The organism is Roseomonas sp. BN140053, from assembly GCF_047690175.1.
Classification (GTDB): domain Bacteria; phylum Pseudomonadota; class Alphaproteobacteria; order Acetobacterales; family Acetobacteraceae; genus Roseomonas.
The window spans coordinates 22,261-48,003 of the sequence record NZ_JBLLEB010000015.1; the positions used below are offsets into that span (position 1 = coordinate 22,261).

Consider the following 25,743-nt stretch of genomic DNA (forward strand, 5'->3'; position numbering starts at 1 on the left):
CCTGGGTCGTGGGCGGCGGAGGCTGGGGGCTTCCCCCCACGGGAACGCAAGCACCGTGGCCAGGGCTTCCGCCGGACGGCCCGGGTCGGTCCCGCGCCGTGCCGTCCCGGCCGGGTCCGGATGCGGCGCAGGCCGGGCTCAGGGCAGCGCGCCGGCCGTGGCGACCTCCAGGGCGAAGAGCCGGCTGCCGGCGCACAGGAACAGGTGGCGGCCTTCCTCGCCGCCGAAGCACAGGTTGGCCACGGTGCCGCCCGGCACGGGAATGCCGCCCAGCCGGGTGCCGTCGGGGGCGAAGACCTCCACGCCGTCGCCGGAGGAGGAGAACAGGTTGCCCGCCCGGTCCAGGCGGAAGCCGTCGGGCACGCCCTTCAGCGGCTGGGCGAAGCGGCGCTCGTTGCGCAGGTGCCGGCCCTCGGCCACGTCGAAGGCGCGGATTTCCCGGCGCGTGCCGTTGGTGGGCGGGCCCTCGGAGGTGTCGGACACGTAGAGCACCGCCTCGTCGGGCGAGAAGGCCAGGCCGTTGGGCTGCTGCAGCGTGTCCGCCGCGACGGACAGGGTGCCGTCCGCGGGGTCGAGGCGGAACAGGAAGCAGCCGTCCAGCTCGGCCGTGCCGCCGTAGCCCTCATCCGGTTGCAGCAGGCCGTAGGCGGGGTCGGTGAACCAGATCGTGCCGTCGGACTTCACCACGGCGTCGTTGGGCGAGTTCAGGCGCTTGCCCTCGAAGCGGTCGGCCAGCACGCTGCGGCGGCCGTCGGCGTCGATGCGGCTGACGCAGCGGTTGCCGCTCTCGCAGGCGATCAGCCGGCCTTGGCGGTCCACGGTGTGGCCGTTGCTGTGGCCGCTGGGCTCGCGCCGGATGCTCAGGCCCGTGGGCTGCCAGAGCCATTCGCGGTCGGCGCGCACGTCGCTGAACACCAGCCCCAACCCGGGCACCCAGGCGGGCCCTTCGCACCAGCGCAGGCCTTCCGCCAGCTGCACCAGCGGGGCGCCGGGCCGCAGCAGCGCCGCCATCCGCGGGTCGTCGATCCGCGGCTGCACGGGCTGCGCCGCCGCGCCGGGCGGCCGGGCGAAGACGGGGCCGAGGCCGGCAATGGCGGCGCTGACGGCGCGGCGGATGGTGGGCATGGCAGCGCGCTCCGGTGCGGCAAGGGCGTGGCGGCGCGGGTCCGGCACGACGCCGGGCCCGCACGGCCCGGACCGGAAACCCGGCCCCGCCGCAAGCAACGCCGCCCCGCCCCGCGCTGTTCCCGTGGCCGGCGGAAGCGTGATGACCGCCGCAGTCCTGGGACGGGCCGGTCGCCCCGGTGCTGGTCGCTGAGGTCGGGTCTGGAGTGTTCCGGCCGGGGCCAGAGGGGCGCCGCCCCTCTGGACACCTCGCCAGGAGCTTAGGCTCCTGGACCTCATGAGTGCCTCCGGCGGGGGCGGGTTGGCCGACGGTGACCGCCATGACAGACGTGGATCATCCCGCCCCCGCCGGAGGCACTCAACGTGGGGTCCGGGGAGTTTAAACTCCCCGGCGGGGTCCAGGGGCAGCGCCCCTGGCCACGGTCAGAGTCACCCAGACCCGACCCCAGCCACCCGCACCGAAACGACCGGCCCGCCGCAGGGACCGCGCCGCGCAGGTCAGCGGCGGCGCCAGGTGGTGCCTTTGGGGCCGTCTTCCAGCACGATGCCCTGGGCCGCGAGGTCGTCGCGGATGCGGTCGGCTTCGGCCCAGTTGCGCGCCGCCCGTGCCGCGAGGCGGGCGGCGATGGCGGCGTCCACCGCCGCGGCCTCACCGTCGGCGCCGCCCTGGCGCCAGGCTACGGGGTCGCCGCCGAGGATGCCGAGCACGGCGGCGGCGGCGCGCAGGGCGGCCGCGGCGGTGGCGGGCTCGGGGGCCTCGGCCAGGCCGATGCGGCCCAGCACCACGGTGGCGGAACCGCCCACCGCGCCCACGTTGGCCAGGGTGCGCAGGTCGCGCAGCCGCGCCAGGGCGAGCGGGGTGTTCAGGTCGTCGGCCAGCGGTTCCAGCGCCCAGTCGCGGAGCCGCGCCACCTCCTCCGCGTCGGCGCTGCCGCTGCCTTCGGGCAGGCGGGCGAGCAGGGCGTAGAAATCGTCCAGCTCGTGCTTGGCCTCGTCCAGGCGCTCGGGGGTGTAGTCCAGCTCGGCGCGGTAATGGGTGCGCAGCAGCAGGAGGCGGAAGGCTTCGCCGGCCCAGGCGCCGCGTTCGAGGATGTCGCGCACGGTCAGGAAGTTGCCCAGGCTCTTGGACATCTTCTCGCCGTTCACCAGCAGCAGCCCGTTGTGCATCCACAGCCCGGCGAAATGGCTGCCGGGAAAGGCGCAGAGGGATTGCGCGCGCTCGTTCTCGTGGTGCGGGAACAGCAGGTCCTGGCCGCCGCCGTGGATGTCGAAGTCGGCGCCCAGGAACTTGTGCGACATGGCGGAGCACTCGATGTGCCAGCCCGGGCGGCCGCGGCCCCAGGGGCTGTCCCAGCCCGGCGTGTCGGCGTCGGAGGGCTTCCACAGCACGAAGTCGCCGGGGTCGCGCTTGTAGGTCGCGACCTCGACCCGCGCGCCGGCCAGCAGCTCGTCGGGCGAGCGGCCGGAGAGCGCGCCGTAGGCGGGAAAGGAGGCGACGGAGAAGAGCACGTGGCCCTCGGCGGCGTAGGCGTGGCCGCCTTCGAGGAGGCGCCCGATCAGCGCCACCATCTCGGCGATGGTGTCGGTGGCGCGGGGCTCGTGGTCGGGCGGCGCGCAGTTCAGCGCCGCCATGTCGGCGTGGAAATCGGCCGCGGTGCGGGCGGTGATGGCCGCGATCGGCTCGCCGCTCTCGCGCGAGCGCGCGTTGATCTTGTCGTCCACGTCCGTGATGTTGCGGACGTAGGTGACGCGGGCGAAGTGCTGGCGCAGGAAGCGCGACAGCACGTCGAACACCACCACCGGGCGCGCGTTGCCGAGATGCGCGAGGTCGTAGACCGTGGGCCCGCAGACGTAGATGCGGACGTGGTCCGGATCGATCGGGGAGAAATCGACCTTGTGCCGCCGGGCACTGTCGTGCAGCTGGATTTGCGTCATTCGTGAAACTCAGCCCGCCGAAGCGGAGAGCCGCTGGCTGGCGCGGGTGCGCCCGATCAGCGGCAGGAGGGCGTGCAGGTCGGGGCCGTGGTCCTCGCCGGTCAGCGCCCGGCGCAGCGGCAGGAACAGTGCGCGGCCCTTGCGGCTCGTGCGCGCGCCCAGCTCGGCGGTCCAGCGCGACCAGGTGTCGGCGGTCCAGGGCTCGGCGGGCAGGGTGTCGAGGGCGGTGCGGAGGAACTCCGCCTCCTCCGGCTGCACGGGAGGCGAGACCTGGCCTTCCGCCACGTCCAGCCAGTCGCGCGCCTCGGCCACGGTGTCGAGGTTGCCGCGCACCGCCAGCCAGAACGCCTCCGTGGCGCCGGGCGGCAGGGCGTCGCGCACGGTGTCGAACGCCACGGTGTGCAGGTGCTTGCGGTTCAGCGCCAGCAGCTGCCGCGCGTCGAAGCGCGCGGCGGAGCGCGACACCGTCGACAGGTCCCAGTCCGCCACCAGCTCGGGCGGGGTGGCGGGGCGGCTGTCGCGCGAAGTGCCGAGTGCGGCGAGGTAGCCCACGATCGCCGCCGGCTCGATGCCGTCGCGGCGGAACTGGCGCAGGGAGACGCTGTTCTGCCGCTTGCTCAGCGGCTCGCCGTCGGCGTCCACCAGCAGCGGCAGGTGGGCGAAGCGGATCGGCCGCCCCATGCCCAGGGCGCCCATGATGTCCAGCTGGATGCCGGTGTTGGTGACGTGGTCCTCGCCGCGCACGATGTCGGTGATGCCGGTTTCCAGGTCATCCACCACCGAGGTGAAGGTGTACAGGAACGTGCCGTCGGCGCGGATCAGCACGGGGTCGGAGAGCGAGGGCAGCTTGACCTTGCGCTCGCCCATCACGCCGTCGCGCCACTGCGCCTCGCCGCCCGACAGCTTGAAGCGCCAGTAGGGCTGCTTGCCGTTGGCCAGCGCCCGGCCGAGCTGCTCGGCCGTCATCTTCAGCGCGGCGCGGTCGTAGACGGGGGGCTTGTGCTGGCGGCGGCGCTGCTCGCGCTTGAACTCCAGCTCGTCCTCGGATTCCAGACAGGGGTAGAGGCGGCCCAGCGCCTTCAGCTTCTCGGCCGCGGCGGCGTAGCGTTCGGTGCGGTCGGACTGGCGGATCGTCTCGTCCCAGTCGAGGCCGAGCCAGCGCAGGTCCTCCTCGATGGCGCGGGCGTATTCCGGCTTGGAGCGCTCGGTGTCGGTGTCGTCCAGGCGCAGCAGGAAGCGGCCGCCCTGGCGGCGGGCCAGCAACCAGTTGGCGATCGCCTGCCGGGCGTTGCCGACATGCAGGTAGCCCGTGGGGCTGGGGGCGAAGCGGACCTTCACGCGTCCTCATCCTCGTCGTCCGCATCCTCGTCCCGGCGGGGGTCGAGCACGCGCCAGTTGCGCTCCTCGTCATCCTCGGGCGGGTAGGTGGCGAAGCCGTGGATCTCGGCGGTGGAGCGCCAGGCCTCGTCGCCGGCGCCCAGCACGTCCGCGTCCTCGCCGAAGGAGAGCCAGGCTTCCATCACCGCCTCGGGGCGCAGGCCGGGCTGGCGGCAGCGTTCCAGGCTGTCGCGCACGTAGCGGCGGGCGAAGGCATTGGCGTGCTCGGCCGACACGAAGCCGCGGATGGTTTCCACCGGCTCGGCGCCGTTGCCGCCGGACAGGTCGCGGATGCGCACGGCGTAGCCTTCCTCGGGGGGGAGCAGGTCGGGGCCGCCCAGGTCGTCGCTCACGGTGAAGCCGCTCCTTCTGGCCCGGATGGCGGCGCGGGGGCCGGCGCTTCCGGGGATGTGTCGCACAGGGGATAGCGCCAGTCGCGCGCGAAGGCACGCGCGGCGAGCGGCCCGCCCAGCGCGGGGCCGGGCGGCACCCCGCCCCGGTCCCTAGCGGCGCCTTGCAGCCGGCGCCAGACGTGCAGGACGGCGTCGCGCGCATGCCCGTCCCGCCCGAGCGCCTCCAGGTCGGCATCCCCGGCCAGCAGGGCGGTCAGGATGGCGTCGGTTCCCGGCGGGTTTTCGGGGGCGTTTCCCAGGGGGCTTCCTGGCGGGTCGCCCGGCGCGGGACCGGGCAGGTCCGCCAGGAAGCCGGCGTCCGGCCCCGGCAGCCCGGCCGGGCGGGCGGCGTCGCGCCAGCGGGCGAGGCGGTGCAGCGCCGCCTCGTCCAGGTGCTTGAAGGGGGCGAAATCGGCTTCCACCGGTGGACCGAGCAGCAGGGCGCCGCGCGTGGCGGCGGTGAGGAGCAGTTCGCCGGAGGTTTCGGCCAGGCCGCGCAGCACGGCGCCGCGCAGCCGCGCCGCCCCCGCCCCCTCGGCCGCGCCCGGCAGCACCGCGCGCAGGCCGTCCAGTGCCGGCCCGAGAACCAGGGTGTCGCAGCGCAGCCGCAGCCGGGCGGCCAGGGCCCGGGCCGCCGCGGGCGCAGCTTCGGCGGTGCCGGGGGCGGACAGCACCGCCGCGCGGACCCGCCCCGGCCCCAGCGCGTCGGCGGCGGCCGCGGCGAGGAGGGCGCCGGGCCGGTCACCCGCGAGGTCCAGCAGGATGCCGGGATGGTCGCCCGCTTCCACCCGCGCCCGCAGCGCCAGCACCAGGGCGCGCCAGGTGGCTTCCTCCGGCCCCGGCAGGGGGTGCAGCGGGGCGGGCCGGGCGTGCCAGCCGTCCTCGTCGCGCCGCCATTCCGAGGGCGTCCCGCCCGGGGCGAAGAGCGGGCCCGAGACCGGCAGGGAACGGTCGGCGTTGAGCGCGAAGGACGCGCCGTCGAAGACCCGTTCCCCGTCGGCGCCCAGGGCGTTGAGCAGCAGCAGCGGCAGGCCGGTCTCCACCACGCGCGCCACGGCGCGGTCCACCCGGCGCTCCGCCCCGCCCGGCGCGAAGGGCTCGGCGTCCAGGGCCAGCAGCAGTTCCGCCCCGCTCTCGCTCAGGGTTTCGGCCAGGTCGGGGCCGTGCCAGTCGGCGCCGACCAGCAGCCCCAGGCGCAGGCCGCGAAACACCGCCGGGCCGGCGGGCGGGCCGGGGTCGAAGGGGCCGGGCGCGACGTGGCAGGCGCGGCGGGCCAGCACCGCGCCGCCGTCCAGCAGCACCGCGCCGTGGTGGCAGCGCGAACCGTCCTGCCAGGGGGTGCCCAGCACCAGGCCGGGGCCGCCGTCGGCGGTGGCGGCCGCCAGATGCTCTGCGGCGGCGGCGCAGGCGCGCAGCAGCACCGCGCCGGGGCGGTGGAGTTCGGGCGGAAAGCCGGCCAGGGCATAGGGCGGCAGCACCAGCAGGTCGGCGCCGGCCGCCGCGGCTTCGGCGCGCAGGTGCAGGATGCGCCGGGCATTCCCCGCCGGGTCGCCGGGCCGCGGGGCAAAGGGCGCGGCGGCGAGGCGCAGCGTGTCGGGCTGAGGGGCGGGCATCGGCCGGAGCCTAGTGGCTGTGGCGGGCGGCGCCAGCGGCGTCGTTTCGGCACGGTGAAGGCAGCGAGCCGGGGGGAAGTATCCCCCCGGACCCCCTTCTACTTTCGGGAGTCTGGGCGTGCCTCTGGCCAAAGGCGCGCCCAGACTCCCCCAAAAGGACGGGGCCTGGGGGAGTTACTCCCCCAGCCTTTCCCGCCGTATCGGAGCATCGGCCAGCACAACGCGCCGCGGCGCCGGGAATGGCAGCCGCTGCCCGTCGTCACCCTTGCCGGGCACCGCCGCCTTGCGGGACAAACGCGGCCATGCCGCCCAGCCCGCCCGCCCTGCTGCCCGGGGACTTCATCTCCTCGCTGTCCCTGCTCGACGGGGCGGGACAACCCTTCGACCTGCTGCACCAGTCGCTGGCGCACCTGCACCGCGTGCTGGTGTTCTCGCCTCTCCCCGAACTGCCTGAATCCCTGGCGCAGGAAGCCACGGCCCGCGGCGCCACGCTGGTGCTGGTGGAACACCGTGCCCCGGACGGCAGCCCGCCGGGGGGCGCGCCGCTGCGGGTCTTCGACCCGGACCGGCAGCTTGCGGGGATGCTCGGCCTGGCGGCGGGGGGTGCCTCGGTGCTGACGGCGCGCGGGCGGGTCGGGCTGGTGGCGGCGGGGCCAGGTGCGGCGGAGGCGGTGATCCGCTCCCTGCCCGCGCCGGAGCCCGCGGTGATTTGCCGCAGCACCGCCCCCGTGCTGCTGCTGCCGGAGGTGCTGGAGCCCGAGTTGCAGAAGGCGCTGCTGCGGCACTGGCAGAAGGGCGCCAAGATCCGCGACCGCGTGGCCAGCGGCGCCGGCGGGGCAACCGGGGCCGCGGGCGCGGACGGCATCAAGCGCCGCGCCGACGTGCCGCTGGACGACCGCGCGCTGTACGAGACCTTTGCCCGCCGCCTGCAACGGCGCGCCCTGCCCGAAATGTTCCGCGCCTTCCGCTTCCGCGCCGCCAGCTTCGAGCCGCCGCGCATCGGCTGCTACGACGCCGCCGACCGCGGCGCCTTCGGCGCGCATCGCGACAACCGCACGCCCTTTACCCAGCAGCGCCGCTTCGCGCTGAGCCTGAACCTGAACACATCAGGGGAGGACTACGAGGGCGGCACGCTGCGCTTCCCGGAATACGGGCCGGAACTCTATGCCCCCGGTCCCGGCGACGCCGCGATCTTCTGCTGCGATATGCTGCACGAGGCGATGCCGGTGACGCGCGGCCGGCGCTTCGCGGTGTTCACCTTCTTCACCGATGCCGAAGGCGCCCGGCAGGAACAGGAATTGATCCGGCAGCGGGTGGCGGCCGGCGACAAGGGGCTGGGGATGCGCTGAGGCGCGGAGCGCGCGCTCTCCCCTCCCCCGCCCATGCCCGGCCCCGGCCCCGGCCGGCGATGCGCTCGGTCGCGCCCGCCCGCAGGTTGGGATGGCTGACCTTTCCCGCCGGACGCGGCAGGCTGTGGCCTTCGCGGAACAGCGGCTTCAGGAGGCCCCATGACCTGCCTTCCTTTCCCGGCACATCCGGCTTCCGCCGCCCGGGACGAATTCGCGGGGCGCGAGCAGCTCCGGGCCAGTTCGGCGGAGTTCCGGCGGGAGGTGATCGAGGTCACCGACGGGGTCTTCGCGGCGGTCGGCTATTCCGCGAGCAACGTGACGCTGATCCAGGGCGAGGGCGGCTGCGTGATCGTGGACACCGCGGCCAACCCGGCCGATGCGCGCGACATCGTGGAAGCCTTCGGCAGCCGGATGCGCCGCCCGGTTCGCGCCATCCTCTACACGCACAACCACCCCGACCATTCCGGCGGCGCCACCGTCTTCGCCGGCGACGACCGGCCGGAAATCCACGCCCACCGGACGCTGGTCGAAGCCGGGCCGGAATTCGGCCGCGGGGCACGCGGCGGCGGCGACGCCTTCGGCCTGGGCCTGCCGGACGCGCTGTTCATCAACGCCGGAACCCAGCTGGAATACGGGCGGCGGACGCCGCATACGCGCGAGGGCTTCCTGGCCCCGACCCACACCTTCGGCGGCAAGGAAGCGGTGATCGAGGTCGCCGGCCTGCGGCTGCACCTGATCCACACGCCGGGCGAGTCCCCGGAGAACCTGGCCGTCTGGCTTCCCGCCAAGGGCGTCCTGCTGCCGGGCGACGATTTCTACAAATCGTACCCGAACCTGTCGCCGCTGCGCGGCTTGCGCCTGCGGCCACCCGAGCGGTGGATCGCCAGCCTGGAGCGGATGCTCGCGCTGGAGGCCTGGTTCCTCGTGCAGGGGCACATGCGCCCGGTGCTCGGGCGGGAGGCGGTGCGCGAAGCCCTGACGGCCTATCGGGACGGCATCCGAAGCGTGCTCGACCAGACCCTGGACGGCATCCGGCGGGGCAGGACCCCGGATGAGCTGGTGCAGGAGGTGAGGCTGCCGCCCGAACTGGCGGCGAGCCCCTTCCTGCAGGAATACTACGGCTGCGTGGCCTGGACGGTTCGCGGCATCTTTGCCGATACCGTCGGCTGGTTCGACGGCAACCCGACCAACATCTTTCCGCTGCCACCGGCAGAGCGCGCCGCGCGGATGCTGGACCTGGCCGGCGGCGCCGAGGCCATGCTGGCCCGGGCCCGCCGGGCGATGGAGGAGGGCGCATTCCAATGGGCGGCCGAGCTGGCCGACCACCTCCTGACGGTGGATCCCGCGCAGGCCGATGCCCGGAAGGTCAAGGCGGCGGCGCTGACCGAACTCGGGGAGCGGCAGGTCAACGCCACCGCCCGGAACTACTACCTCACCGCGGCGCAGTTCCTGCTGCGGGGCCAGGTCGCCCCTGCGGAACCGACCGGTCCGGGACGGGAACAGGCCCCTCCCGGCCGCGGCGCCGTCCCTGCCCCGCCGGAAGCGCTCAGCGTGGGGGGCGCAGCAGGAACTCGCGCCCGACCTTGACGCGGGGCACGCCATCATAGGCCACGATGTCGGCCGTGGCGTAGGTTTCGCCCCAGCTGTCGGGGATAAAGGAGCCCGTGCCGACCACGTCCAGCGGCGCCTTGGCCTCCGCCATCACGCGGCACTTGTTCACCGAGAAGCCGGAGGAGGCGATGATCCGCACCTTGGGGAAGCCGGCCTCGTCCAGCGCCTCGCGCATGCGCCAGATGGCGGCGGCCGACACGCCGGTGCCCACGAGGTAGCGCAGCTCCGTGTCCGACCGGTAGCGGCGGATGGCGCCGGGGACGTGGCGTTCCAGCGCGTCGTAGGACAGGCCGGGGTCGAGCCCTTCCAGGAAGCGGCCGCCATGCGTGTCCAGCCGCACCGAGAGCCGGCCCGCGGCGGCGAGATCGGGGAAGCGCCGGCACACGGCCAGTCCGTCCGTGACCTCGGCGCCGAAGTAATCGGTCAGCACCGTCAGGTCGTCATCCGGGTAGGTGTCGCGGAACATCTCGGCCGCGCGCACGGTGGAGCCGGCATAGCCGATCAGGGCGTGCGGCATGGTGCCCATGCCCCGGGCCGCGCCGAACCAATGGGCGGTGGCGTCGCTGGCGCAGCCGGTGAAGCCCTTGGCACCCTCGCGCTGCGCGGCCCGGCTGCCGACGGAGGCCGCATAGGCCATCAGCTCCTGCATCTCGGCGCCGGCGCAGTGCCGGGCGTCCATGGCCAGGAAGGGAACGGCGGGCAGTTCCAGGCTCATCTGGTAGGCGTTGTGCGCCGCGACACAGGCGGCGCCGAGCTTCTGCAGGATCAGGGTTTCCAGATCCGCCAGCGCGGTGAAGGAGCCGGTCAGGTACAGGATCGGGTCGCCCGCCCCGACCCAGGCGCCTTCCTCGTGCATCAGCTGGATCTCGACCGCGGCGCCGCGGCGCGCCATCACCGCGCGCACCCAGTCCAGCATCAGCCGCGGGGCGGACACCACGGGACGGCGCAGGAACACCGCGTAGGTCACGCGGCAATCGCCATGCGCGGCCACGATGGCCTTGGTGCGGTTGAAGTAGCTGTCCGTGCGGGCGGAAATCTCCGCCTCGGAGGAGGCGGGGACCTGCCCCTCGGAGGAGGCGGGAAGCCCCGCCCCGGAGGATGCGGACGTGCCGTCGGCCACGGGTGCGGTTTCCCTCACTGCGCCGCTTGCAACGGCAGGGCGGGCGCGCCGGGGCGGCGGTTCTTCAGCTCTTCGGCCACCAGGAAGGCCAGTTCCAGCGACTGCTCGGCGTTCAGCCGCGGGTCGCAGGCGGTGGCGTAGGAACGGCTGAGGTCGGCCTCGGTCAGCCGGTGGGCGCCGCCCAGGCATTCCGTGACATCCGTGCCGGTCATCTCGATGTGGACGCCGCCGGGCCAGGTGTTGCAGGCCTGGTGCACGTCGAAGAAGCCGCGCACCTCCCGCAGGATCGCGTCGAAGGAGCGGGTCTTGTAGGAGCCGGCGGCCACGGTGTTGCCGTGCATGGGGTCGCAGATCCAGGTGACCTTGCGCCCCTCGGCGGCGAGCGCCCGCACCAGCGCGGGCAGCTTCTCCTCCACCTTCTCCGCCCCCATGCGGGAGATCAGGGTCAGGCGCCCGGCGACGTTGCTGGGGTTCAGCCGCTCGCACAGCGCCAGCAGGTCGGCGGCTTCCGTGGTGGGCCCGACCTTGAGCCCCAGCGGGTTGGCCACGCCGCGCAGGAATTCCACGTGGGCGCCCTCGGGCTGGCGGGTGCGGTCGCCGATCCACAGGAAGTGCGCCGAACAGGCGTAGAAGCGGCCGCGATGGGTGGAGGGCTCGCGGGTCAGCGCCTGCTCGTAGGGCAGCAGCAGCGCCTCGTGGGAGGTGTAGAACTCGGTTTCGCGCACCTGCGGCGCCTCGCTCATGCCGCAGGCGGCCATGAAGCGCAGCGTCTCGTCGATGCGGTGCGCCAAGTCCTGGTAGCGCGCGGCCAGCGGCGAGCGCGCCACGAAGCCCTGGTTCCAGCGGTGCACCTCATGGAGGTCGGCATAGCCGCCGGTGGCGAAGGCACGCAGCAGGTTCAGCGTGGCGGCGGACTGGAGATAGGCGAACTCCATCCGCGACGGGTCTGGCACCCGGGCGGCGGGGGAGAATTCCGGCCCGTTGACGATGTCGCCGCGATAGGAGGGCAGCACCGCCTCGCCCCGCTTCTCCACGTCCGAGGAGCGCGGCTTGGCGAACTGCCCGGCCATGCGGCCCAGCTTCACCACGGGCAGCGAGGCGCCGAAGGTCAGCACCACGGCCATCTGCAGCAGCACGCGAAAGGTGTCGCGGATGCTGTCGGCGCGGAAGTCGCCGAAGGATTCCGCGCAGTCGCCCCCCTGCAGCACGAAGGCGCGGCCTTCCGCGGCATCGGCCAGGCGCGCGGTCAGCCGGTCGGCCTCGCCGGCGAAGACCAGCGGCGGAAAGGAGGCGATCTTGCCTTCCATGGCGGCCAGCGCGTCGCGGTCGGGATAGTCGGGCACCTGCCGGATCGGCATGTCGCGCCAGGAGCCGGGGTGCCAGGGGAGGCTGTTCATCGTTTCTCGTGACGTGTCCGTGGAGGCCGGGCGACCATAGACGCCGCCCAGCCCCCGGGGAAAGCCTCAGGCGGCTTCCTCGGTCTCCGCCGCCTGCGGGTCTCCCACGCGCCGGGCGGGGGAGCGCAGGGTGACGAACTCCTCCGCCGCGGTGGGGTGGATGCCGATCGTGCGGTCGAACTGCTCCTTGGTCAGCCCGTTCACCACCGCCACCGCCACGCCCTGCAGGATTTCCGGCGCGTCCTCGCCCAGCATGTGGGCGCCCAGGATCACCCGGGTTTCCGCATCCACCAGCAGCTTCATCAAGGCCCGGCGGCCGGCGCGCTTGGTGATGGTGTGGCGCATCGGGTTGAATCGCGTCACGTAGACCTCGGTGGGGCCGCGCTCGGCGGCCTCTTCCTCCGTCAGGCCGACGCTGCCTATGGGCGGCGCGGAGAACACCGCCTTGGGCACGTTGTCGAAGGAGGCATGGCGCGGCCCGCCGCCGAACAGCGTGTCGGCCAGGGCATGGCCCACCGCGGTGGCCACGGGGGTGAGGTTCACCCGGTCGGTGACGTCACCGATGGCGAAGATATGCGCCTGGCTGGTGCGCTGGTCGGCATCCACCCTCACCGCGCCCTTGTCGTCCACAGCCACGCCTGCGGCCTCCAGCCCCAGGTTCTTGGTCGCCGGCTCGCGCCCCACGGCCAGGAACACCACGTCGCCTTCCAGCAACTGCCCGGAGGCCAGGGTGACGATGCGGCCGTCACCGGCGGCGCCCAGGCTCTCGATCTTCTGGCCGGCATGCACCTGGATGCCGTTGGCGGCCAGCGCCTCGGCCAGGGCTTCGCGGATTTCCTGGTCGAAGCCGCGCAGGGGCAGCTTCTGGCGGTAGGTCAGCCGCACGTCGACGCCCAGCCCGTGCAGCAGGCAGGCGAACTCCACGCCGATATAGCCGCCGCCAATCACCACGGCCCGTTCCGGCCGCTTCTCCAGGGTGAACAGGTCGTCCGAGATCAGCCCGCACTCCACGCCGGGCAGGTCGGGGCGGATGGGATGGCCGCCCACCGCGATCACGATCTTCTCGGCCGTGACGCGCTGCTCGCCCACCTGCAGCGTGTGCGCGTCCACGAAGGTGGCGTTGTTCTCGAACACCGTGGCGCCGGCGCCTTCCAGCATGCGGCGGTACAGGCCGGACAGGCGCGCCACCTCGCGGTCGCGCGCTTCGCGCAGCACGGACCAGTCATGCTCGCCCTTGGTGGCACCGGTCCAGCCGAAGGCGGCGGCGTCCTCGATCCACTGGCCGTACTCGGCGGCCTGCACCATGATCTTCTTGGGCACGCAGCCAACATTGACGCAGGTGCCGCCCCAGTGCCGCCCCTCGGCGACGCCGACCCGGGCCCCATGCCCGGCGGCGATCCGCGCACAGCGCACGCCACCGCTGCCGCCGCCGATCACGAAAAGGTCGAAGTCGTATCCAGCCATGGGAGTCCCCGCGTTCCGGCCACAAGGTCGGGACGCCCGCAGGTCGCGGCAAGTCCCGGACCGCCCCGCCCCCACCCGGCCGGCCCGCGCGGCGGCAATGCCTGGTCCGTGGGTTCCGGGTGGCTGCGGTTGTTCTGGGGTGCCCTGGCCTGGGCCAGAGGGGCCCTGCCCCTCTGGACACCCCGCGAGGAGCTTAGCCGCGACCTCATGAGTGCCTCCGGCGGGGGCGGGATGGCCCACGTCAGTCATGGCGGGCAACGTCGGCCAACCCGCCCCCGCCGGAGGCACTCAACGTGGGGTCCGGGGAGTTTAAACTCCCCGGCGGGGTCCAGGGGCAGCGCCCCTGGCCGACGCCTGAACACCACGGAACAACCGCCACCGTCGGACCCGGAAACGCGAACGGCCCGCGGCGGGGTGCCGCGGGCCGTTGCGGGGGCCGGGGTTCAGCGCGCCGGGGGTTCGGCGGCGGGCGGGGCCGGCGGCGTGGCCTGGGTGCGGCGGGCGGGGGTGCGGCGCTGCGACAGTTCGTCGCGGGCGAGGGCACCGTCGCCGTCGCGGTCGGCCATACGGAACATGGCCTCCGCCATCGGGCGCAGCTCCGTCAGGGTGACGCGGCCGTCGCGGTCGGCATCGGCGGCGCGGAACATGGCGTCGCCGCGCTGCTGCGCGCCGGCGGGCACCGGGCGGTTGTTCATCTGGCGCGAGGCGTAGGCCTGCAACTCCTCGCGCGTCACGCCGCCGTCGCCGTTGCTGTCCACCTCGGCAAAGCGGGCGGACAGGAAGGTCCAGCCTTCCTCGGCCGTGACGCGGCCGTCGCGGTTGGCGTCGGCGGCCTCGAACATGCGGGCGGGGCCGCGTGGGCCGCCGGGGCCGGGCTGCGCCAGGGCGGGCAGGGCGCCGAGGCCGGACAGCAGCACGGCGGCCAGGGCGACGGTTCTGGGAAGGGGACGCATCGGGCGCTTCTCCTGGAGCGGGAACCGCATGAAGGTGGCCCGCCGATGTAACGGCCCCAGCACGGGCCGCGTGAGGAAGAGTGACAGGCCGGGCGGTCGCCGTCCCCTGGCCGGCGGGTGGCTTGCCGGGGGTTGCCGTCCCCTAGCCCGCGGGCCGCTACCAGCGGGCGGCCGCCTCGGCGCGGCGGCGCTCCTCGTCCCGCCGGCGGTTCTGCTCGGCGCGGCGGCGGTCCTGCTCGGCCCGCAGGCGGCTGCGTTCCTCGGCAGCGCGGCGGGCTTCGGCGTCGCGGCGCCACTGCTCCTCGCGCCAGCGACGGCGCTCCTCGCCACGCCAGCGCCAGTCCTCGGCGCGGCGGCGGTCCCATTCGTCGCGGCGGCGCTCGGCTTCGATGCGCCCGCGGTCGATCTCCACCCGGCGGCGCTCTTCCTCGGCGCGCCAGCGGTCGGCCTCGGCGCGCTGGCGGTTCTGCTCGTCCAGCCAACGGTTGCGGTCGTCCTGGGCGCGGTTCCAGGCGTCGCGGTCCTGATTGGCCTGCCATTCCCAGGGCTGCGCCAGGGCGGGGGCGGCGACGGCCAGCGGCAGCAGCGCGGCGAGAGTGAAGAGCGAACGGCGGTTCATGGCGAGAGCATCCCCGGAGCTGGGAGAAAGGCAGCCGGGAGGATGCGGGTTGCCGGTGGCGTCCCCTGGGCGCGGAGATGGTGGGAAAATGGCAGCCGCGCCGGTCGCGGGCGCGGCTGCCAGGGCGCCTCAGGCCTTCGGTGCGCCGCCCTCGCCGAGGTCCCAGTACATGCCGGCGAAGGCGGCGATGCCCTCGCGCAGCAGGGCGGGAATGGCGTGCTCGTCCGGCCCGTGCTGCTGGCATCCGTTGTAGGAATGCGGCACCCAGACCAGCGGCACGCCCAGCGCGTCCACGAACACGTCGCCGGGCAACCCGCCGGCGGCGTTGGGGATCACCTGCACCCGCGTGCCGAGGGTGCGCTGCATGCTTTCCTGCGCCCAGCGGACCCAGGGATGGTGCGGGTCGGTGCGGCTGCCGGGCATGCGCAGCCCGCCATTCTCGATCTGCACCAACTGGAAGCCATGCTCGTCGAGGTGGCGGCGCAGCGTCGCCTCGAAGGTGCCGGGGTCGGTGTCCACGGTGTAGCGGATCTGGCAGTGGGCGCGGGCATCGGGCGCCACGGCGTTGACCGGGTTTTCCGGGCGGCCGGAGGTCATGGCCAGCACGATGAAGGAGTTCCAGCCGTAGATCTTCTCGGCCGCGGTGAAGCCCGGCTCGCCCCAGTCCGGGTCGATGGTGGCGGCGATGCCGCCGCCGCCCACGGGGCAGCCTTCCAGCACCGCCTTGACGCTGGCCGGCACGCCGTTCGGCGGCAGCCAGCCGCGCACCAGGATCTTACCGTGGCGGTCCACGATCGCGGCCAGCGCGTGCGCCAGCACGATCGCCGGGTCGGTGGTCAGCCCGCCCCAGTGGCCGGAATGCACCCCGCCGGGCCGCAGCTTCACCACGAGGTCGCAGTGCCAGGTGCCGCGCGTGCCGGTGGCGATGGTGGGCAGTTCCGGCTCCACGCGCGGGCCGTCGGAGGCGATCAGCACGTCGGAGGCGAGCTCCTCCTTGTGGGCGAACACGAAGTCGCGCAGCCCCATGGAGCCGCGCTCCTCGCAGGTCTCGATCAGCACCTTCACGTTGAAGCCCAGCTTGCCGCCGCGCTCGGCCATAACGGCTTCCAGGGCACACAGGTCCAGGGCGTGCTGGCCCTTGTTGTCCACCGTGCCGCGGCCGTACCAGCGGCCGTTCCGCTCGGTGACGGTCCAGGGGGCCAGGCCGGGGGACCACTGCTCGTCCAGGCCGCGCACGGTGTCGCCGTGGCCGTAGAGCAGCACCGTCGGCAGCGACGGGTCCTCGATCCGCTCGGCGGTCAGGATCGGGCCGAAGCCGGCGTGCGGGTTGTCGTGCACCGTGACCGCGAAGCCGATCTGCCCGAGCCAGGGGCGCAGCCCTTCTTCCAGGTAGCGGCGGCAATCGGCGGCATGGGCAGGGTCCTGCGAGGTGGAGGGGATCGCCACCAGCGCCGCCAGCCGGTCGCGGAACTGCTCGTCGAACAGCACCCGTGCCCGTTCCAGCGCCGCGTCGCGCCCCTGCCCTGCTGCCGTCATGTGGTTCCTGGCTCCTGCCTGTTCGGTGCGGCGGCCAGGGTGAACCGGGATGCGAAGGCTTGGAACCCCTCAGCGGGTGCGCGCGGGCCCGCCCGTGCCGCCGCCGCCGCCCGCCGTGCTGCCCGCGAACAGCGCGGCCGCCGCGGCCAGCGGGATCAGCGACAGCGCCGGCAACAGGGCCGAGGGCGCGGTTTCCGCCGGCACGGGGGCGGGCGCGACGGTGCTGTAGGCCATCGGCGCCGGAGCGGGGCGCGCCGCCATGCGCGGCGGGGCACTGCGCGGCGCCACCACCACCCCCGAGCCGGCCGGCACCACCACGGTGCGGACCTCCTGCGCGCGCGCCAGGGCAGGCACCAGCGCCAGGCCGGTCAGAAAGGCCGCCATCGGCCAGCCGAAATGGGGCATGGGGTGCCGCGCGCTCCGAACCACGGTGTGCCGGCCCCCTGCCCCGCCGAATCCGGCCGCGGCACGATGCCAATCCCACATCGAAGCGCGCCCCGCCCCCCGGACGCAAGCCACCCGCCGCGTGATGCCGGGCGGGATGGCCGCCGGTGTCGGGTGCGTTGGGCGGTTGCGCCTGGATGTTCTCGCCGTGGTCAAGGGGGCTCTGCCCCCTTGGAGCCCCCGCGAGGAGCTTAGGCTCCTCGACCTCATGAGTGCCTCCGGCGGGGGCGGGCCGGACAACGTGACCCTCAATGACTGCCGTCGACCAACCCGCCCCCGCCGGAGGCACTCAACGTGGGGCCCGGGGAGTTTAAACTCCCCGGCGGGGTCCAGGGGCAGCGCCCCTGGCCAACGTCAAAACAACCAAACCCAACCGCCCAAGCAGACCCGGCATCCAAGCGGCCCATCCCACCCGGAGGTCAGGGCGTCCGGGCGTGCAGCCAGCGGCGGAGGGCGACGAGGGACCAGATGGCTTCCACCACGCCGAAGGGCCAGGCGCCCTGCAGGAAGCCGTAGGCGGAGCCCAGGGCGCAGGCGGCAGCGAACAGCAGCACGAACCAGGGGCTGCGGTCTTCCAGCGCGTAGCACAGCAGCATCGCCGACACCGCGAAGAGGCCGAAGGCGGTCAGCCCGTCCACGGGGGCGTGCCGCGCGTCAGAAGCCCTGTTCCAGCACGCGGGTGCCGGTCACGCCGGGGTCGGCGGCCGGCTGCACGGTCCAGCCCTCGATGCCGTCGAGGCGCCGGACCTCCTGCGCCAGGGCGCCCAGGGCGATCTCGCAGACCGGCAGCGGGCCGGGTTCGGCCAGGCGCTGCAGCGTGCGCTCGCCGCCGTCGCGGAAGCGGCGGGGGGCCAGGGCCTCGGCCGCGGCGCTGCGCCGCCCGGCACCGAGGTCGCGCGAGGCCTGGGCCAGGGCGCCGGCGGCATCGGGTGCGGGAATGCCGGCCAGGGTGCCGATGGCCTCGCGCATCTCCTCACGCGCCGCCTGCACGCGCTCGCGCACGCCGTTGTTCACGGGCGCCCAGCGCGGGTTGCTGGCCATGTCGGCGGCCAGCCATTCCAGCAGGGCGGCGGCACGGGCGGTGCGGGCCGCGTTGCCGGTCAGGGCGCGGCCGCCGTCGCGGAAGCTCTCGTCGAGCTCGGCAATGGCTTCGCGGCCCGGATCGGCGCTGCGCAGCAGCCCCGGGGGCGGCGGCACCGGGCCGCGCGGCGTGCGCAGCTCGGCACAGGCCGCCAGGGCCAGGGGAAGGGCGAGGATGGAAAGCGCGAGTCGTCGTTGCATCCCGCCCATGGTCCCGTGCGGCGGCTCACATGCCCAGGGGGAAAACGTCGTCGCGGCCGAACTCCAGGTCGCGGATGGCGCGGCGGAAGGCCAGCACCGCTTCCGGCTCGCGCGGCATGGCGGCCAGGCGGTCGGGCGTGTCGGGCGAGAAGACCGGGGCCGGCAGGGCGGCGGCCAGGGCGGCGCGGTCGTTGCTGGCCAGGGCCGGCAGCGCGCGTTCCAGGCTGTCGATCACCAGCTGCGCCGGGGCATTGGCGGCGATGCCCATGTCGCGGCGGATGGCGCCGCGCGCGGCCCCCATGGCAGGGCCGGTGATGGAGGAGAAGTTGGTGAAGGTGATGTTGCGCGGCACTTCCTCGGCCAGCCATTCCAGCCGCATCACGTTCACCGCCGCGTCGGCCGGCTTGCCCGCCAGCAGCGGCGGCTGCCGAAAGGCGGCGTCGGCGCCGTAGATCACGTTGATCACCGGCGACTGCGGCCCGTTGGAAGCGATGGGCGGCAGGCGCGTCGGCGGTGCCTGGGTGGCGCAGGCCGCGAGAAGCAGGCCGCCCCCGAGCAGGGCGGCGCGCAGCAGGGTGATGGCGGCGGGCATGGGCTTCCTCCGGGCGGGTCGTGGCGCGGAAGGGGAAGCGACACGGCGCGCCGCCGGGTTGCTAAGTCAACGCGACGTTGATCTTCGGGTTCTTGGAGCGCACGCAGTCGATCAGGTACTCGGCCATGCTGCGCGTTTCCTCGTCCACCTCGCGGTTGCGCAGCAGCACCCACATCTCCGTCGCGGCGATCACCTTGCTGCCGCGCCAGTCCGCCTTGCCGTCCGGACCGGCGCCGATCTCACCGACGCAGAAGCGGACGCGGCCGCGGGCATTGGACGCGTAGATGCCCGACACCGCGCGCCAGGCGATGAAGCCGTTCACGTTCCAGGGCTCCAGCCTGTCCAGCACTTCCAGGTGCCCGTACATCGTGGTCACGCCGATATCGGCGCCGGGCGGCGAGGGCAGTTCCTTGAGGATGTCCGGCAGCATGACGAAGTCGTTGCGGGCGCGGTCGGCGGATTTCAGCCGCTCCAGCTCCTCCCACATCGCGCGGGTGCGGTTGCCACTGGGCTTGCCGGTCGCGGCGGCGAGCTGGTTGCGCCACTGACTGCTGAGAAAGGCGGCGGCGTAGACGACGCTGCGGTCATCCGGCGCCGCGATCATGTTGCGCACGCCCGGATTCTGGCTGAGGTAGCGCAGGAATTCCTTGGTCCGCGCGTGCATTCCCGCGCCGGCTGCCACGGTGGCCCCAATGGGCATGGATCGATTCTCTCCCCCTGTTCAACGCGAAACCGGGGCGGCCCGTTCTGGGCAGCCCCGGTTCCGTTGCGGGCCCGCAATGCCATATCGAATCGAACCCGTAAAGACCGCCCTTTGCCCCGGCGGCGTGCGGGCGGGGGCGGCGGGGAGGAAGCGCAGATCGGGGGGAAATGTGTGGCCCGCGGAACGGCGCCGTGCCGTTCCGCGGCGGCTCTGCGTCAGCCCGCCTGGCTGGCGCGGTGGCGGCGGGCGAGCTGGACGTAATGCGGCGCGGTACGGTCGAAGCGGGCGCGCTCCTCCGCGCTCATCACCCGCACCAGCCGGGCGGGCGAGCCGACCCACAACTCATTGGGGCCGATGCGCTTGCCGGGCGGCAGCAGCCCGCCGGCGCCGAGCATGCCGCCTTCCTCGATCACCGCGCGGTCCAGCACCGTGGCGCCCATGCCCACGAAGGCACGGTTCCGCAGGGTGCAGGCATGGATGATGCAGGCATGGCCGATCGTCACGTCGTCGCCGATCGTGGTGGGCTCGTCGGCGTTGAGGTGGACGATCGTGCCGTCCTGGATGTTGGAGCGCGCGCCCACCGTGATGCGCGCCGTGTCGCCGCGCAGCACGCAATGGTACCAGACGCTGCTCTCCTCCCCCAGCTCCACGTCGCCCACCACCAGCGCGGTGGGGGCGACCCAGGCGGTGGCGTGGAGGCGCGGCAGGATGCCCTCGTAGGGCAGGATCGGGCCGGCGGCGCTCATGCCGCGCGCCCCAGCCGGGCTTCCACGTCCACGCCCAGCATCAGGCCGAGGTTCTGCACCGCCGCCCCCGAGGCGCCCTTGCCCAGGTTGTCCAGCCGCGCCACCAGCACGGCGTGGTGCCGGGCGTCGTTGCCGAAGACCCGCAGCTCCAGCGCGTTGCTGTCGTTGAGCGCTTCCGGTTCCAGCTTGTTGGACGGGTCGGCCGGCAGCACGCGCACCCAGGGGGAACGGGCGTAGTGCTTCTCCAGCGCGGCGCGCAGGTCGGCGCTGCGGGGGTTGCCCGGCAGCGCGTCGAGGTGCAGCGGCACCGACACCAGCATGCCCTGGCGGAAATGCCCGACGCTGGGCACGAAGATCGGCCGCCGCATCAGCCCGGAATAGCGTTGCAGCTCCGCGACGTGCTTGTGCTCCAGGCCGAGGCCGTAGAGCTCGAAACTCGGGGCGCCCTTGCTCTCGTGCTCGGCGATCATGGACTTGCCGCCGCCGGAATAGCCGGACACCGCGTTCACCGTGATGGGGAAGTCGGCCGGGACGAGGCCGGCATCCACCAGCGGGCGCAGCAGCGCGACGGCGCCGGTGGGGTAGCAGCCCGGGTTGGACACGCGGGGTGCGGCGGCGATCGCCTCGGCCTGGCCGGCGGCGAGCTCGGGAAAGCCGTAGACCCAGTCGGGCGCGGTGCGGTGCGCGGTGGAAGCGTCCAGCAACTTCGGGGCGCGCTCGCCCAAGGAAGCGGCCACGGCGGCGGCCTCGCGCGCCGCATCGTCGGGCAGGCAGAGCACCACGGCGTCCACCTCGGCCATCAGGTCGCGCTTGGCCGCGGGGTCCTTGCGTCGCTCGGCCGGCAGGGAACGCAGGACGAGGCCGGGCAGCGCCGCGAGGCGCTCCACGATCTGCAGCCCGGTGGTGCCGGACTCGCCGTCCACGAAGACGCTGGGCAGGGGACCCTTGGGCATGACGCGGGAACTCCTCTCCTCGGGTGGGATGGCGCACGGGTCGCGCCGGAAAAGCAAGACGGGGGTGGGAAAGCAGAAAGGGCGGCCCCCTGCGGGACCGCCCTTGCCGTATGAACCGTGCCGCCAGGGCCCGGGCGCCGATGGGCGCCCGCGGCCCGATCAGCGCTTGGAGAACTGGAAGCTTCGGCGGGCCTTGGCCTTGCCGTACTTCTTGCGCTCCACCACGCGCGGGTCGCGCGTCAGGAAGCCGGCCTTCTTCAGGATCGGGCGCAGGGCCGGCTCGTAATAGGTCAGGGCGCGGCTGATGCCGTGGCGCACCGCGCCGGCCTGGCCGGACAGGCCGCCGCCGACCACGGTGCAGTTCACGTCGAACTGCTGGTAGCGGTCGGCCACCAGGAAGGGCTGGGCGATCAGCATGCGCAGCACGGGGCGGGCGAAATACTTGCTCATCGCCTTGCCGTTGATCTCGACCGTGCCCTTGCCGGGCTTGATCCAGACGCGGGCCACGGCGTTCTTGCGCTTGCCGGTGGCGTAGGAGCGGCCCTGGGCGTCGCGCTTGGGCTCGACGGGGATGGCATCCTGCACGCCGGCGGCGGCCGGGGTGCCGGCGACCAGCGTCTTGAGGTCGGCCAGCGAGTTGCCCGTGGTCGGGGAAGAGGTCTGCTCGCTCACGGTTTAGGCGGCCTTGTTCTGGTCGCCGCCAGCGGCAACGGCGACGTTCTTGCGGTTCATGCCGGCGACATCCAGCGTCGAGGGCGTCTGGCCGGCATGCGGGTGCTCGGCGCCGGCATAGACGTGCAGGTTGCGCATCTGCTGGCGGCCGAGGTTGTTGCGGGTGATCATGCGCTCCACCGCCTTCTCGATCACGCGCTCGGGGAAGCGGCTGTCGAGGCGCTCGCGCACCGAGCGGCCCTTGATGCCGCCGGCGAAGCCGGTGTGCCAGTAGAAGATGGACTGTTCCGCCTTGGCGCCGGTGACGCGCACCTTGCGGGCGTTCACGATCACGACGTGGTCGCCGCAGTCGACATGCGGGGTGAAGGTGGACTTGTGCTTGCCGCGGAGGCGGTTGGCGACCAGGGCGGCGAGGCGGCCGAGCACGAGCCCGTCCGCGTCGATGAGCACCCAGTCCTTCTTGACCTCCGCCGGCTTGATCGAGCGGGTCTGCGTCGCGAGCATGATGATCCAATAAAGCGCGTGAAATCGCCGCCGGATATCGCCGTTGCGGCCCGGCGCGTCAAGCGAAAAGCCGGGTTTCCGGCTGGTGGTATTTTCATACCACATGGCGTGGTAGCAGAATACCACCGATGTTTCCCGGCGTCGCGCGAACCCTGCCGGCCCTCGCGGCGGCGGGGGGGGCACCCCACCTCGCGGCGGTGCGGCGCAGCCTTCTCCTCCTCCTGCTCTTCGTCCTGCTCGGCAGCAGCATCGCCTTTTCCGGCCTGCTGCGGCTGCCGCCGGCATGGGACCCCTGGGCGCCGCTGGACCTGCGCGCCCCGCCCAACCTGCTGACCCGCCCCAAGCTGGCGCGCATGGACTGGCAGCCGGAGAACTGCTTCGCCGCCTTCGCGGCCTCCGGCATCGCGGTGTCGCGGGTGCCCGACCGCGACGGCGGCGAGGACTGCCCCATCCTGGGGGCGCTGCGCCTGTCCACCGGCGGCGCCGCGCTCGCCCCGCCCGGTCCGGTGGCGACCTGCGCCCTGGCCGCCGCCTGGACCATCTTCGAGGCGCATGCCGTGCAGCCGGCCGCGGCGCGGCATTTCGGCCAGGCGGTGGTGCGGGTGCGGCAGCTCGGCACCTTCAACTGCCGGGCGGTGCGCGGCGGCACCCGGCGCTCGGAACACGCCACGGCCAGCGCGCTGGACGTCGCCGGCTTCACCCTGGCCGACGGGCGGGAGGTGACGCTGCTGCGCGACTGGGACGACCCCGGCCCGCGCGGCGCCTTTCTGCGGGAGGTGCGGGCGGGCGCCTGCCGGGTCTTCGACGGCGTGCTGGGGCCGGACTACAACGCGGCGCACCGCGACCACTTCCACCTCGATCGCGGGCCGTGGAGAAGCTGCCTTTGAGTTCGGGACCCATCGCCGTGATCGGCGCGTCCGGCCGGTCCGGCGCCGCGCTGTGCCGCGCCCTGCTGGCCGCGGGGGAAGCCTTCCGCCCGGTGGTGCGCGACCCCGGCCGCTGGCGTGCCACCGGCCTGCCGGGCGAACCGGCGGTGGCCGACTTGCGCGACCCGGCGGCGCTGCGGGCGGCGCTGGCGGGGGCCGGGCGGGTGGCGAGCTGCGCCCATGCCCGGCACGCGCCGGCGGTGATCGCGGCGGCCCCCGCGGGGGCACCGCTGGTGCTGATGGGCAGCACCCGGCGCTTCTCGCGCTGGCGCGACGCGCATGGCGACGGCGTGCGCGCCGGCGAGGCGGCGCTGCTGGCGAGCGGCCGGCCGGGCGTGATGCTGCACCCCACCATGATCTTCGGCGCCGAGGGCGAGGACAACGTGCAGCGCCTGGCCGCGCTGCTGCGCCGCTTGCCGGTGGCTCCGCTGCCGGGCGGCGGCCGCGCCCTGGTGCAGCCGGTGCATCAGTCGGACGTGTCGCGCGCCCTGCTGGCGGCGCTGCGGCGGGACTGGGACGGGCCGCGGGCGATCGTGGTGGCCGGCCCTGCCGCACTGCGCTACGCCGACTTCCTGGCCGCGGTGTGCCGCGCCGCCGGGGTGGCGCCGCGCCGGGTGCTGCCCGTGCCGCTCTGGCCGCTGCTGGTCCTGGCGCCGCTGACGCGGCTGCTGCCCGGCCTGCCCACCGTGCGCGCGGCGGAGCTGCGCCGCCTGGGGGAGAACAAGGATTTCGACGTCGGGCCGCTGCGGCGGGAGCTGGGCGTGGACCCGATCGGGCTGGAAGAAGGGCTGCGCCTGACCTTTTCGCGTCCCTGACAAGGAAGCTGGCATCCGGAATGCTTGCCTTCGCGGCCCGGGCGCCCCAAACCTCCTCACAGCCTGCCGGATCACGCCTGATGCCCATTCTCAACCGAATTGCCGAATTCCACGACGAGATGACGGGTTGGCGCCAGGACCTGCACCGCCACCCCGAGCTCGCCTTCGAGGAACACCGCACCGCGGCCTTCGTGGCGGAGCGGCTGCGGGAATTCGGCTGCGACGAAGTGGTGACGGGCATTGCACGCACCGGCGTCGTGGGTGTGATCCACGGTGCGGGCGGCCCCGGCCAGGGCCCGGCCATCGGGATGCGCGCCGACATGGATGCCCTGCCGATCGAGGAACAGACCGGCCTGCCCTATGCCTCCGCCACCCCGGGGGTGATGCATGCCTGCGGCCATGACGGCCACACCGCCATGCTGCTGGGCGCGGCGAAGTACCTGGCGGAAACGCGCAACTTCTCCGGCACCGCCTACGTCATCTTCCAGCCGGCCGAGGAGAATTTCGGCGGCGGCGACGTGATGGTGCGCGAAGGGCTGTTCGAGCGCTTCCCGATGGGGCGCGTCTTCGGGATGCACAACTGGCCCTCCATCCCCGCCGGGCAGTTCGCCTGGCGCGTCGGCCCCGTGATGGCGGCGGTGGCCAACATCGAGATCCTGGTGACCGGCAAGGGCGCGCACGGCGCCATGCCCAACAACGGCAACGACCCCATCGTGATCGCGGCGCAGATCGTCTCCGCGCTGCAGTCCATCGTGGCGCGCAACGTGGAGCCGGTGCAGGCGGGGGTGATCACCATCGCCCATATCGAGGGCGGCCACACCTTCAACGTGATCCCCGAGAGCGTGCGGATGCGCGGCACCGCCCGCTGGTTCCGCCCCGAGGTCGGCGACCTGCTGGAGCGCAAGGTGCGCGAGCTGGCCGGCGGCATCGCCACCGCCTTCGGCGCGGCGGCCGAGGTGCGCTTCGATCGCGCCTATCCCGCCACGGTGAACGAGCCCGAGAGCACCGCCCTCGCCCGCCGCGCCGCCATGGCCGTGGCCGGCGAGAACCGCGTGCACGAGATGGAAAGCCCGACCATGGGGGGCGAGGACTTCTCCTTCATGCTCAACGCCAAGGACGGCGCCTACCTGATGCTGGGCGGCGGCCGCACGCCGCACGACCCGCTGGTGCACCACCCGCTCTACGACTTCAACGACGAGATCCTGCCCGTCGGCGCCTCCTACTGGGCGACGTTGGCCGAGCAGCAGATGCCGCGCGCATGACCCGCCTCCCCCTGACCCGGCCCATCCCCCACGCGGCCCTGCTGGCGCCACTGGCCGCCCTGCTGCTGGGCGGCTGCGTGCAGGTGGTGGTGCCCGACCCCGCCCTGACCGATGCCGGCTCGGCCGCCGCCGCCGGCGCGCTGCTGGGAGCCATGGTCGGCTCCGCCGTGGACGCCGCCGACGCCCGCGCCTACCCGCCCGCCTACGAAGCCCCGCCCTACCCCGGCCCCTATGGCGGCACCCCGAAGCGCTGACCGCCGGGGCTCACCCGGTCGGCGGCTGGTTCCGGGCCGCGCGGGAGGGCTGTTCCGGGTGGACCGGGTTTTCCCTGGGTGTTCGTGCCTGGGCCAGAGG

General features: G+C 73.9%; 26 protein-coding genes. 6 read left to right on the plus strand and 20 right to left on the minus strand.

Features of this window, described 5'->3' with window-relative positions:
* Window positions 1–138 precede the first annotated feature (138 nt).
* The 5 genes from ACLIBK_RS14795 to ACLIBK_RS14815 form a co-directional block, all read right to left on the minus strand.
* Window positions 139–1,125 carry an SMP-30/gluconolactonase/LRE family protein gene (locus tag ACLIBK_RS14795; protein WP_415388046.1) on the minus strand — a complete coding sequence of 329 codons (987 nt, stop codon included), beginning with the start codon at window positions 1,123–1,125 and terminating at the stop codon, window positions 139–141.
* A gap of 498 nt (window positions 1,126–1,623) precedes the next feature.
* Window positions 1,624–3,060 (minus strand): cysteine--tRNA ligase, encoded by a 1,437-nt coding sequence (gene cysS / locus ACLIBK_RS14800; protein ID WP_415388047.1) that lies wholly within the window; start codon window positions 3,058–3,060, stop codon window positions 1,624–1,626.
* 9 nt (window positions 3,061–3,069) lie between these two features.
* Window positions 3,070–4,398, minus strand: a complete 1,329-nt coding sequence (gene gltX, locus ACLIBK_RS14805) for a glutamate--tRNA ligase (RefSeq protein WP_415388048.1) — start codon at window positions 4,396–4,398, stop codon at window positions 3,070–3,072.
* Window positions 4,395–4,790 (minus strand): hypothetical protein, encoded by a 396-nt coding sequence (locus ACLIBK_RS14810; protein WP_415388049.1) that lies wholly within the window; start codon window positions 4,788–4,790, stop codon window positions 4,395–4,397. Before ACLIBK_RS14810 ends, gltX begins: the two co-directional genes overlap by 4 nt.
* Window positions 4,787–6,442, minus strand: a complete 1,656-nt coding sequence (locus ACLIBK_RS14815) for a nitrilase-related carbon-nitrogen hydrolase (RefSeq protein WP_415388050.1) — start codon at window positions 6,440–6,442, stop codon at window positions 4,787–4,789. Before ACLIBK_RS14815 ends, ACLIBK_RS14810 begins: the two co-directional genes overlap by 4 nt.
* A gap of 302 nt (window positions 6,443–6,744) precedes the next feature.
* Here ACLIBK_RS14815 and ACLIBK_RS14820 point away from each other — a divergent pair, with 302 nt between their 5' ends.
* Complete coding sequence (locus ACLIBK_RS14820; RefSeq protein ID WP_415388051.1) at window positions 6,745–7,791, plus strand: 2OG-Fe(II) oxygenase; 1,047 nt, start codon at window positions 6,745–6,747, stop codon at window positions 7,789–7,791.
* 159 nt (window positions 7,792–7,950) lie between these two features.
* Window positions 7,951–9,378 (plus strand): alkyl sulfatase dimerization domain-containing protein, encoded by a 1,428-nt coding sequence (locus ACLIBK_RS14825; RefSeq protein WP_415388052.1) that lies wholly within the window; start codon window positions 7,951–7,953, stop codon window positions 9,376–9,378.
* Here the strand turns inward: ACLIBK_RS14825 and ACLIBK_RS14830 are convergent.
* From ACLIBK_RS14830 to rplM, 15 genes are all read right to left on the minus strand, one after another.
* Window positions 9,338–10,438, minus strand: a complete 1,101-nt coding sequence (locus ACLIBK_RS14830) for a nicotinate phosphoribosyltransferase (protein WP_415388117.1) — start codon at window positions 10,436–10,438, stop codon at window positions 9,338–9,340. The two genes, ACLIBK_RS14825 and ACLIBK_RS14830, sit on opposite strands and share 41 nt — an antisense overlap.
* A 98-nt stretch (window positions 10,439–10,536) precedes the next feature.
* Window positions 10,537–11,919 carry a class II 3-deoxy-7-phosphoheptulonate synthase gene (locus ACLIBK_RS14835; RefSeq protein WP_415388053.1) on the minus strand — a complete coding sequence of 461 codons (1,383 nt, stop codon included), beginning with the start codon at window positions 11,917–11,919 and terminating at the stop codon, window positions 10,537–10,539.
* 66 nt (window positions 11,920–11,985) lie between these two features.
* Entirely contained in the window at window positions 11,986–13,383 is a 1,398-nt protein-coding gene (gene gorA, locus ACLIBK_RS14840; protein WP_415388054.1) for a glutathione-disulfide reductase, read from the minus strand.
* A 443-nt stretch (window positions 13,384–13,826) separates the two neighbouring features.
* A complete protein-coding gene (locus tag ACLIBK_RS14845) occupies window positions 13,827–14,336 on the minus strand; it encodes an EF-hand domain-containing protein (RefSeq protein WP_415388055.1) in 510 nt (169 codons plus the stop codon).
* A gap of 157 nt (window positions 14,337–14,493) precedes the next feature.
* Window positions 14,494–14,955: a hypothetical protein gene (locus ACLIBK_RS14850; RefSeq protein ID WP_415388056.1), complete on the minus strand. Its 462-nt coding sequence runs from the start codon at window positions 14,953–14,955 to the stop codon at window positions 14,494–14,496.
* 129 nt (window positions 14,956–15,084) lie between these two features.
* Window positions 15,085–16,491, minus strand: coding sequence for a M20/M25/M40 family metallo-hydrolase (locus ACLIBK_RS14855; RefSeq protein ID WP_415388057.1), 1,407 nt, complete (start codon window positions 16,489–16,491; stop codon window positions 15,085–15,087).
* Between the two features lie 69 nt (window positions 16,492–16,560).
* On the minus strand, window positions 16,561–16,896 hold the full coding sequence (locus ACLIBK_RS14860) for a hypothetical protein (RefSeq protein ID WP_415388058.1): 336 nt from the start codon (window positions 16,894–16,896) through the stop codon (window positions 16,561–16,563).
* A 458-nt stretch (window positions 16,897–17,354) separates the two neighbouring features.
* The gene (locus ACLIBK_RS14865) at window positions 17,355–17,573 is read right to left on the minus strand and encodes a hypothetical protein (RefSeq protein ID WP_415388059.1); all 219 of its coding nucleotides are present in this window, start codon (window positions 17,571–17,573) and stop codon (window positions 17,355–17,357) included.
* A gap of 16 nt (window positions 17,574–17,589) precedes the next feature.
* Window positions 17,590–18,216 carry a hypothetical protein gene (locus ACLIBK_RS14870; protein WP_415388060.1) on the minus strand — a complete coding sequence of 209 codons (627 nt, stop codon included), beginning with the start codon at window positions 18,214–18,216 and terminating at the stop codon, window positions 17,590–17,592.
* Window positions 18,217–18,241: 25 nt separating this feature from the next.
* On the minus strand, window positions 18,242–18,808 hold the full coding sequence (locus ACLIBK_RS14875) for a hypothetical protein (RefSeq protein ID WP_415388061.1): 567 nt from the start codon (window positions 18,806–18,808) through the stop codon (window positions 18,242–18,244).
* A 61-nt stretch (window positions 18,809–18,869) separates the two neighbouring features.
* A complete protein-coding gene (locus tag ACLIBK_RS14880; protein WP_415388062.1) occupies window positions 18,870–19,508 on the minus strand; it encodes a hypothetical protein in 639 nt (212 codons plus the stop codon).
* A 218-nt stretch (window positions 19,509–19,726) separates the two neighbouring features.
* A complete protein-coding gene (locus ACLIBK_RS14885; RefSeq protein WP_415388063.1) occupies window positions 19,727–20,257 on the minus strand; it encodes a gamma carbonic anhydrase family protein in 531 nt (176 codons plus the stop codon).
* Window positions 20,254–21,210, minus strand: a complete 957-nt coding sequence (argC, locus tag ACLIBK_RS14890) for an N-acetyl-gamma-glutamyl-phosphate reductase (protein ID WP_415388064.1) — start codon at window positions 21,208–21,210, stop codon at window positions 20,254–20,256. Before argC ends, ACLIBK_RS14885 begins: the two co-directional genes overlap by 4 nt.
* A 159-nt stretch (window positions 21,211–21,369) precedes the next feature.
* Window positions 21,370–21,882, minus strand: a complete 513-nt coding sequence (rpsI, locus tag ACLIBK_RS14895; RefSeq protein WP_415388065.1) for a 30S ribosomal protein S9 — start codon at window positions 21,880–21,882, stop codon at window positions 21,370–21,372.
* Window positions 21,883–21,885: 3 nt separating this feature from the next.
* Window positions 21,886–22,386 carry a 50S ribosomal protein L13 gene (rplM, locus tag ACLIBK_RS14900; RefSeq protein ID WP_415388066.1) on the minus strand — a complete coding sequence of 167 codons (501 nt, stop codon included), beginning with the start codon at window positions 22,384–22,386 and terminating at the stop codon, window positions 21,886–21,888.
* A 128-nt stretch (window positions 22,387–22,514) separates the two neighbouring features.
* Here rplM and ACLIBK_RS14905 point away from each other — a divergent pair, with 128 nt between their 5' ends.
* The 4 genes from ACLIBK_RS14905 to ACLIBK_RS14920 all read left to right on the plus strand — a co-directional run bounded on the left by ACLIBK_RS14905 (window position 22,515) and on the right by ACLIBK_RS14920 (window position 25,643).
* Window positions 22,515–23,273: an extensin family protein gene (locus ACLIBK_RS14905; RefSeq protein WP_415388067.1), complete on the plus strand. Its 759-nt coding sequence runs from the start codon at window positions 22,515–22,517 to the stop codon at window positions 23,271–23,273.
* Window positions 23,270–24,127: an SDR family oxidoreductase gene (locus ACLIBK_RS14910; RefSeq protein WP_415388068.1), complete on the plus strand. Its 858-nt coding sequence runs from the start codon at window positions 23,270–23,272 to the stop codon at window positions 24,125–24,127. The genes ACLIBK_RS14905 and ACLIBK_RS14910 overlap by 4 nt, the downstream gene beginning before the upstream one ends.
* Window positions 24,128–24,207: 80 nt before the next feature.
* Window positions 24,208–25,389, plus strand: coding sequence for a M20 aminoacylase family protein (locus ACLIBK_RS14915; protein WP_415388069.1), 1,182 nt, complete (start codon window positions 24,208–24,210; stop codon window positions 25,387–25,389).
* Entirely contained in the window at window positions 25,386–25,643 is a 258-nt protein-coding gene (locus ACLIBK_RS14920) for a hypothetical protein (RefSeq protein WP_415388070.1), read from the plus strand. The genes ACLIBK_RS14915 and ACLIBK_RS14920 overlap by 4 nt, the downstream gene beginning before the upstream one ends.
* Window positions 25,644–25,743 lie beyond the last annotated feature (100 nt).

Bases quoted from the DNA above. Each gene is read 5' to 3' on its own strand.
- cysS (WP_415388047.1), bottom strand. From the start codon at position 3,060: ATGACGCAAATCCAGCTGCACGACAGTGCCCGGCGGCACAAGGTCGAT.
- ACLIBK_RS14820 (WP_415388051.1), top strand. From the start codon at position 6,745: ATGCCGCCCAGCCCGCCCGCCCTGCTGCCCGGGGACTTCATCTCCTCG.
- ACLIBK_RS14880 (WP_415388062.1), bottom strand. From the start codon at position 19,508: ATGCCCATTGGGGCCACCGTGGCAGCCGGCGCGGGAATGCACGCGCGG.
- argC (WP_415388064.1), bottom strand. From the start codon at position 21,210: ATGCCCAAGGGTCCCCTGCCCAGCGTCTTCGTGGACGGCGAGTCCGGC.
- ACLIBK_RS14845 (WP_415388055.1), bottom strand. From the start codon at position 14,336: ATGCGTCCCCTTCCCAGAACCGTCGCCCTGGCCGCCGTGCTGCTGTCC.
- ACLIBK_RS14855 (WP_415388057.1), bottom strand. From the start codon at position 16,491: ATGACGGCAGCAGGGCAGGGGCGCGACGCGGCGCTGGAACGGGCACGG.
- ACLIBK_RS14850 (WP_415388056.1), bottom strand. From the start codon at position 14,955: ATGAACCGCCGTTCGCTCTTCACTCTCGCCGCGCTGCTGCCGCTGGCC.
- ACLIBK_RS14860 (WP_415388058.1), bottom strand. From the start codon at position 16,896: ATGCCCCATTTCGGCTGGCCGATGGCGGCCTTTCTGACCGGCCTGGCG.
- ACLIBK_RS14815 (WP_415388050.1), bottom strand. From the start codon at position 6,442: ATGCCCGCCCCTCAGCCCGACACGCTGCGCCTCGCCGCCGCGCCCTTT.
- gorA (WP_415388054.1), bottom strand. From the start codon at position 13,383: ATGGCTGGATACGACTTCGACCTTTTCGTGATCGGCGGCGGCAGCGGT.
- ACLIBK_RS14905 (WP_415388067.1), top strand. From the start codon at position 22,515: ATGTTTCCCGGCGTCGCGCGAACCCTGCCGGCCCTCGCGGCGGCGGGG.
- ACLIBK_RS14835 (WP_415388053.1), bottom strand. From the start codon at position 11,919: ATGAACAGCCTCCCCTGGCACCCCGGCTCCTGGCGCGACATGCCGATC.
- ACLIBK_RS14885 (WP_415388063.1), bottom strand. From the start codon at position 20,257: ATGAGCGCCGCCGGCCCGATCCTGCCCTACGAGGGCATCCTGCCGCGC.
- ACLIBK_RS14875 (WP_415388061.1), bottom strand. From the start codon at position 18,808: ATGCCCGCCGCCATCACCCTGCTGCGCGCCGCCCTGCTCGGGGGCGGC.
- ACLIBK_RS14795 (WP_415388046.1), bottom strand. From the start codon at position 1,125: ATGCCCACCATCCGCCGCGCCGTCAGCGCCGCCATTGCCGGCCTCGGC.
- ACLIBK_RS14870 (WP_415388060.1), bottom strand. From the start codon at position 18,216: ATGCAACGACGACTCGCGCTTTCCATCCTCGCCCTTCCCCTGGCCCTG.
- ACLIBK_RS14920 (WP_415388070.1), top strand. From the start codon at position 25,386: ATGACCCGCCTCCCCCTGACCCGGCCCATCCCCCACGCGGCCCTGCTG.
- rplM (WP_415388066.1), bottom strand. From the start codon at position 22,386: ATGCTCGCGACGCAGACCCGCTCGATCAAGCCGGCGGAGGTCAAGAAG.
- ACLIBK_RS14825 (WP_415388052.1), top strand. From the start codon at position 7,951: ATGACCTGCCTTCCTTTCCCGGCACATCCGGCTTCCGCCGCCCGGGAC.
- ACLIBK_RS14915 (WP_415388069.1), top strand. From the start codon at position 24,208: ATGCCCATTCTCAACCGAATTGCCGAATTCCACGACGAGATGACGGGT.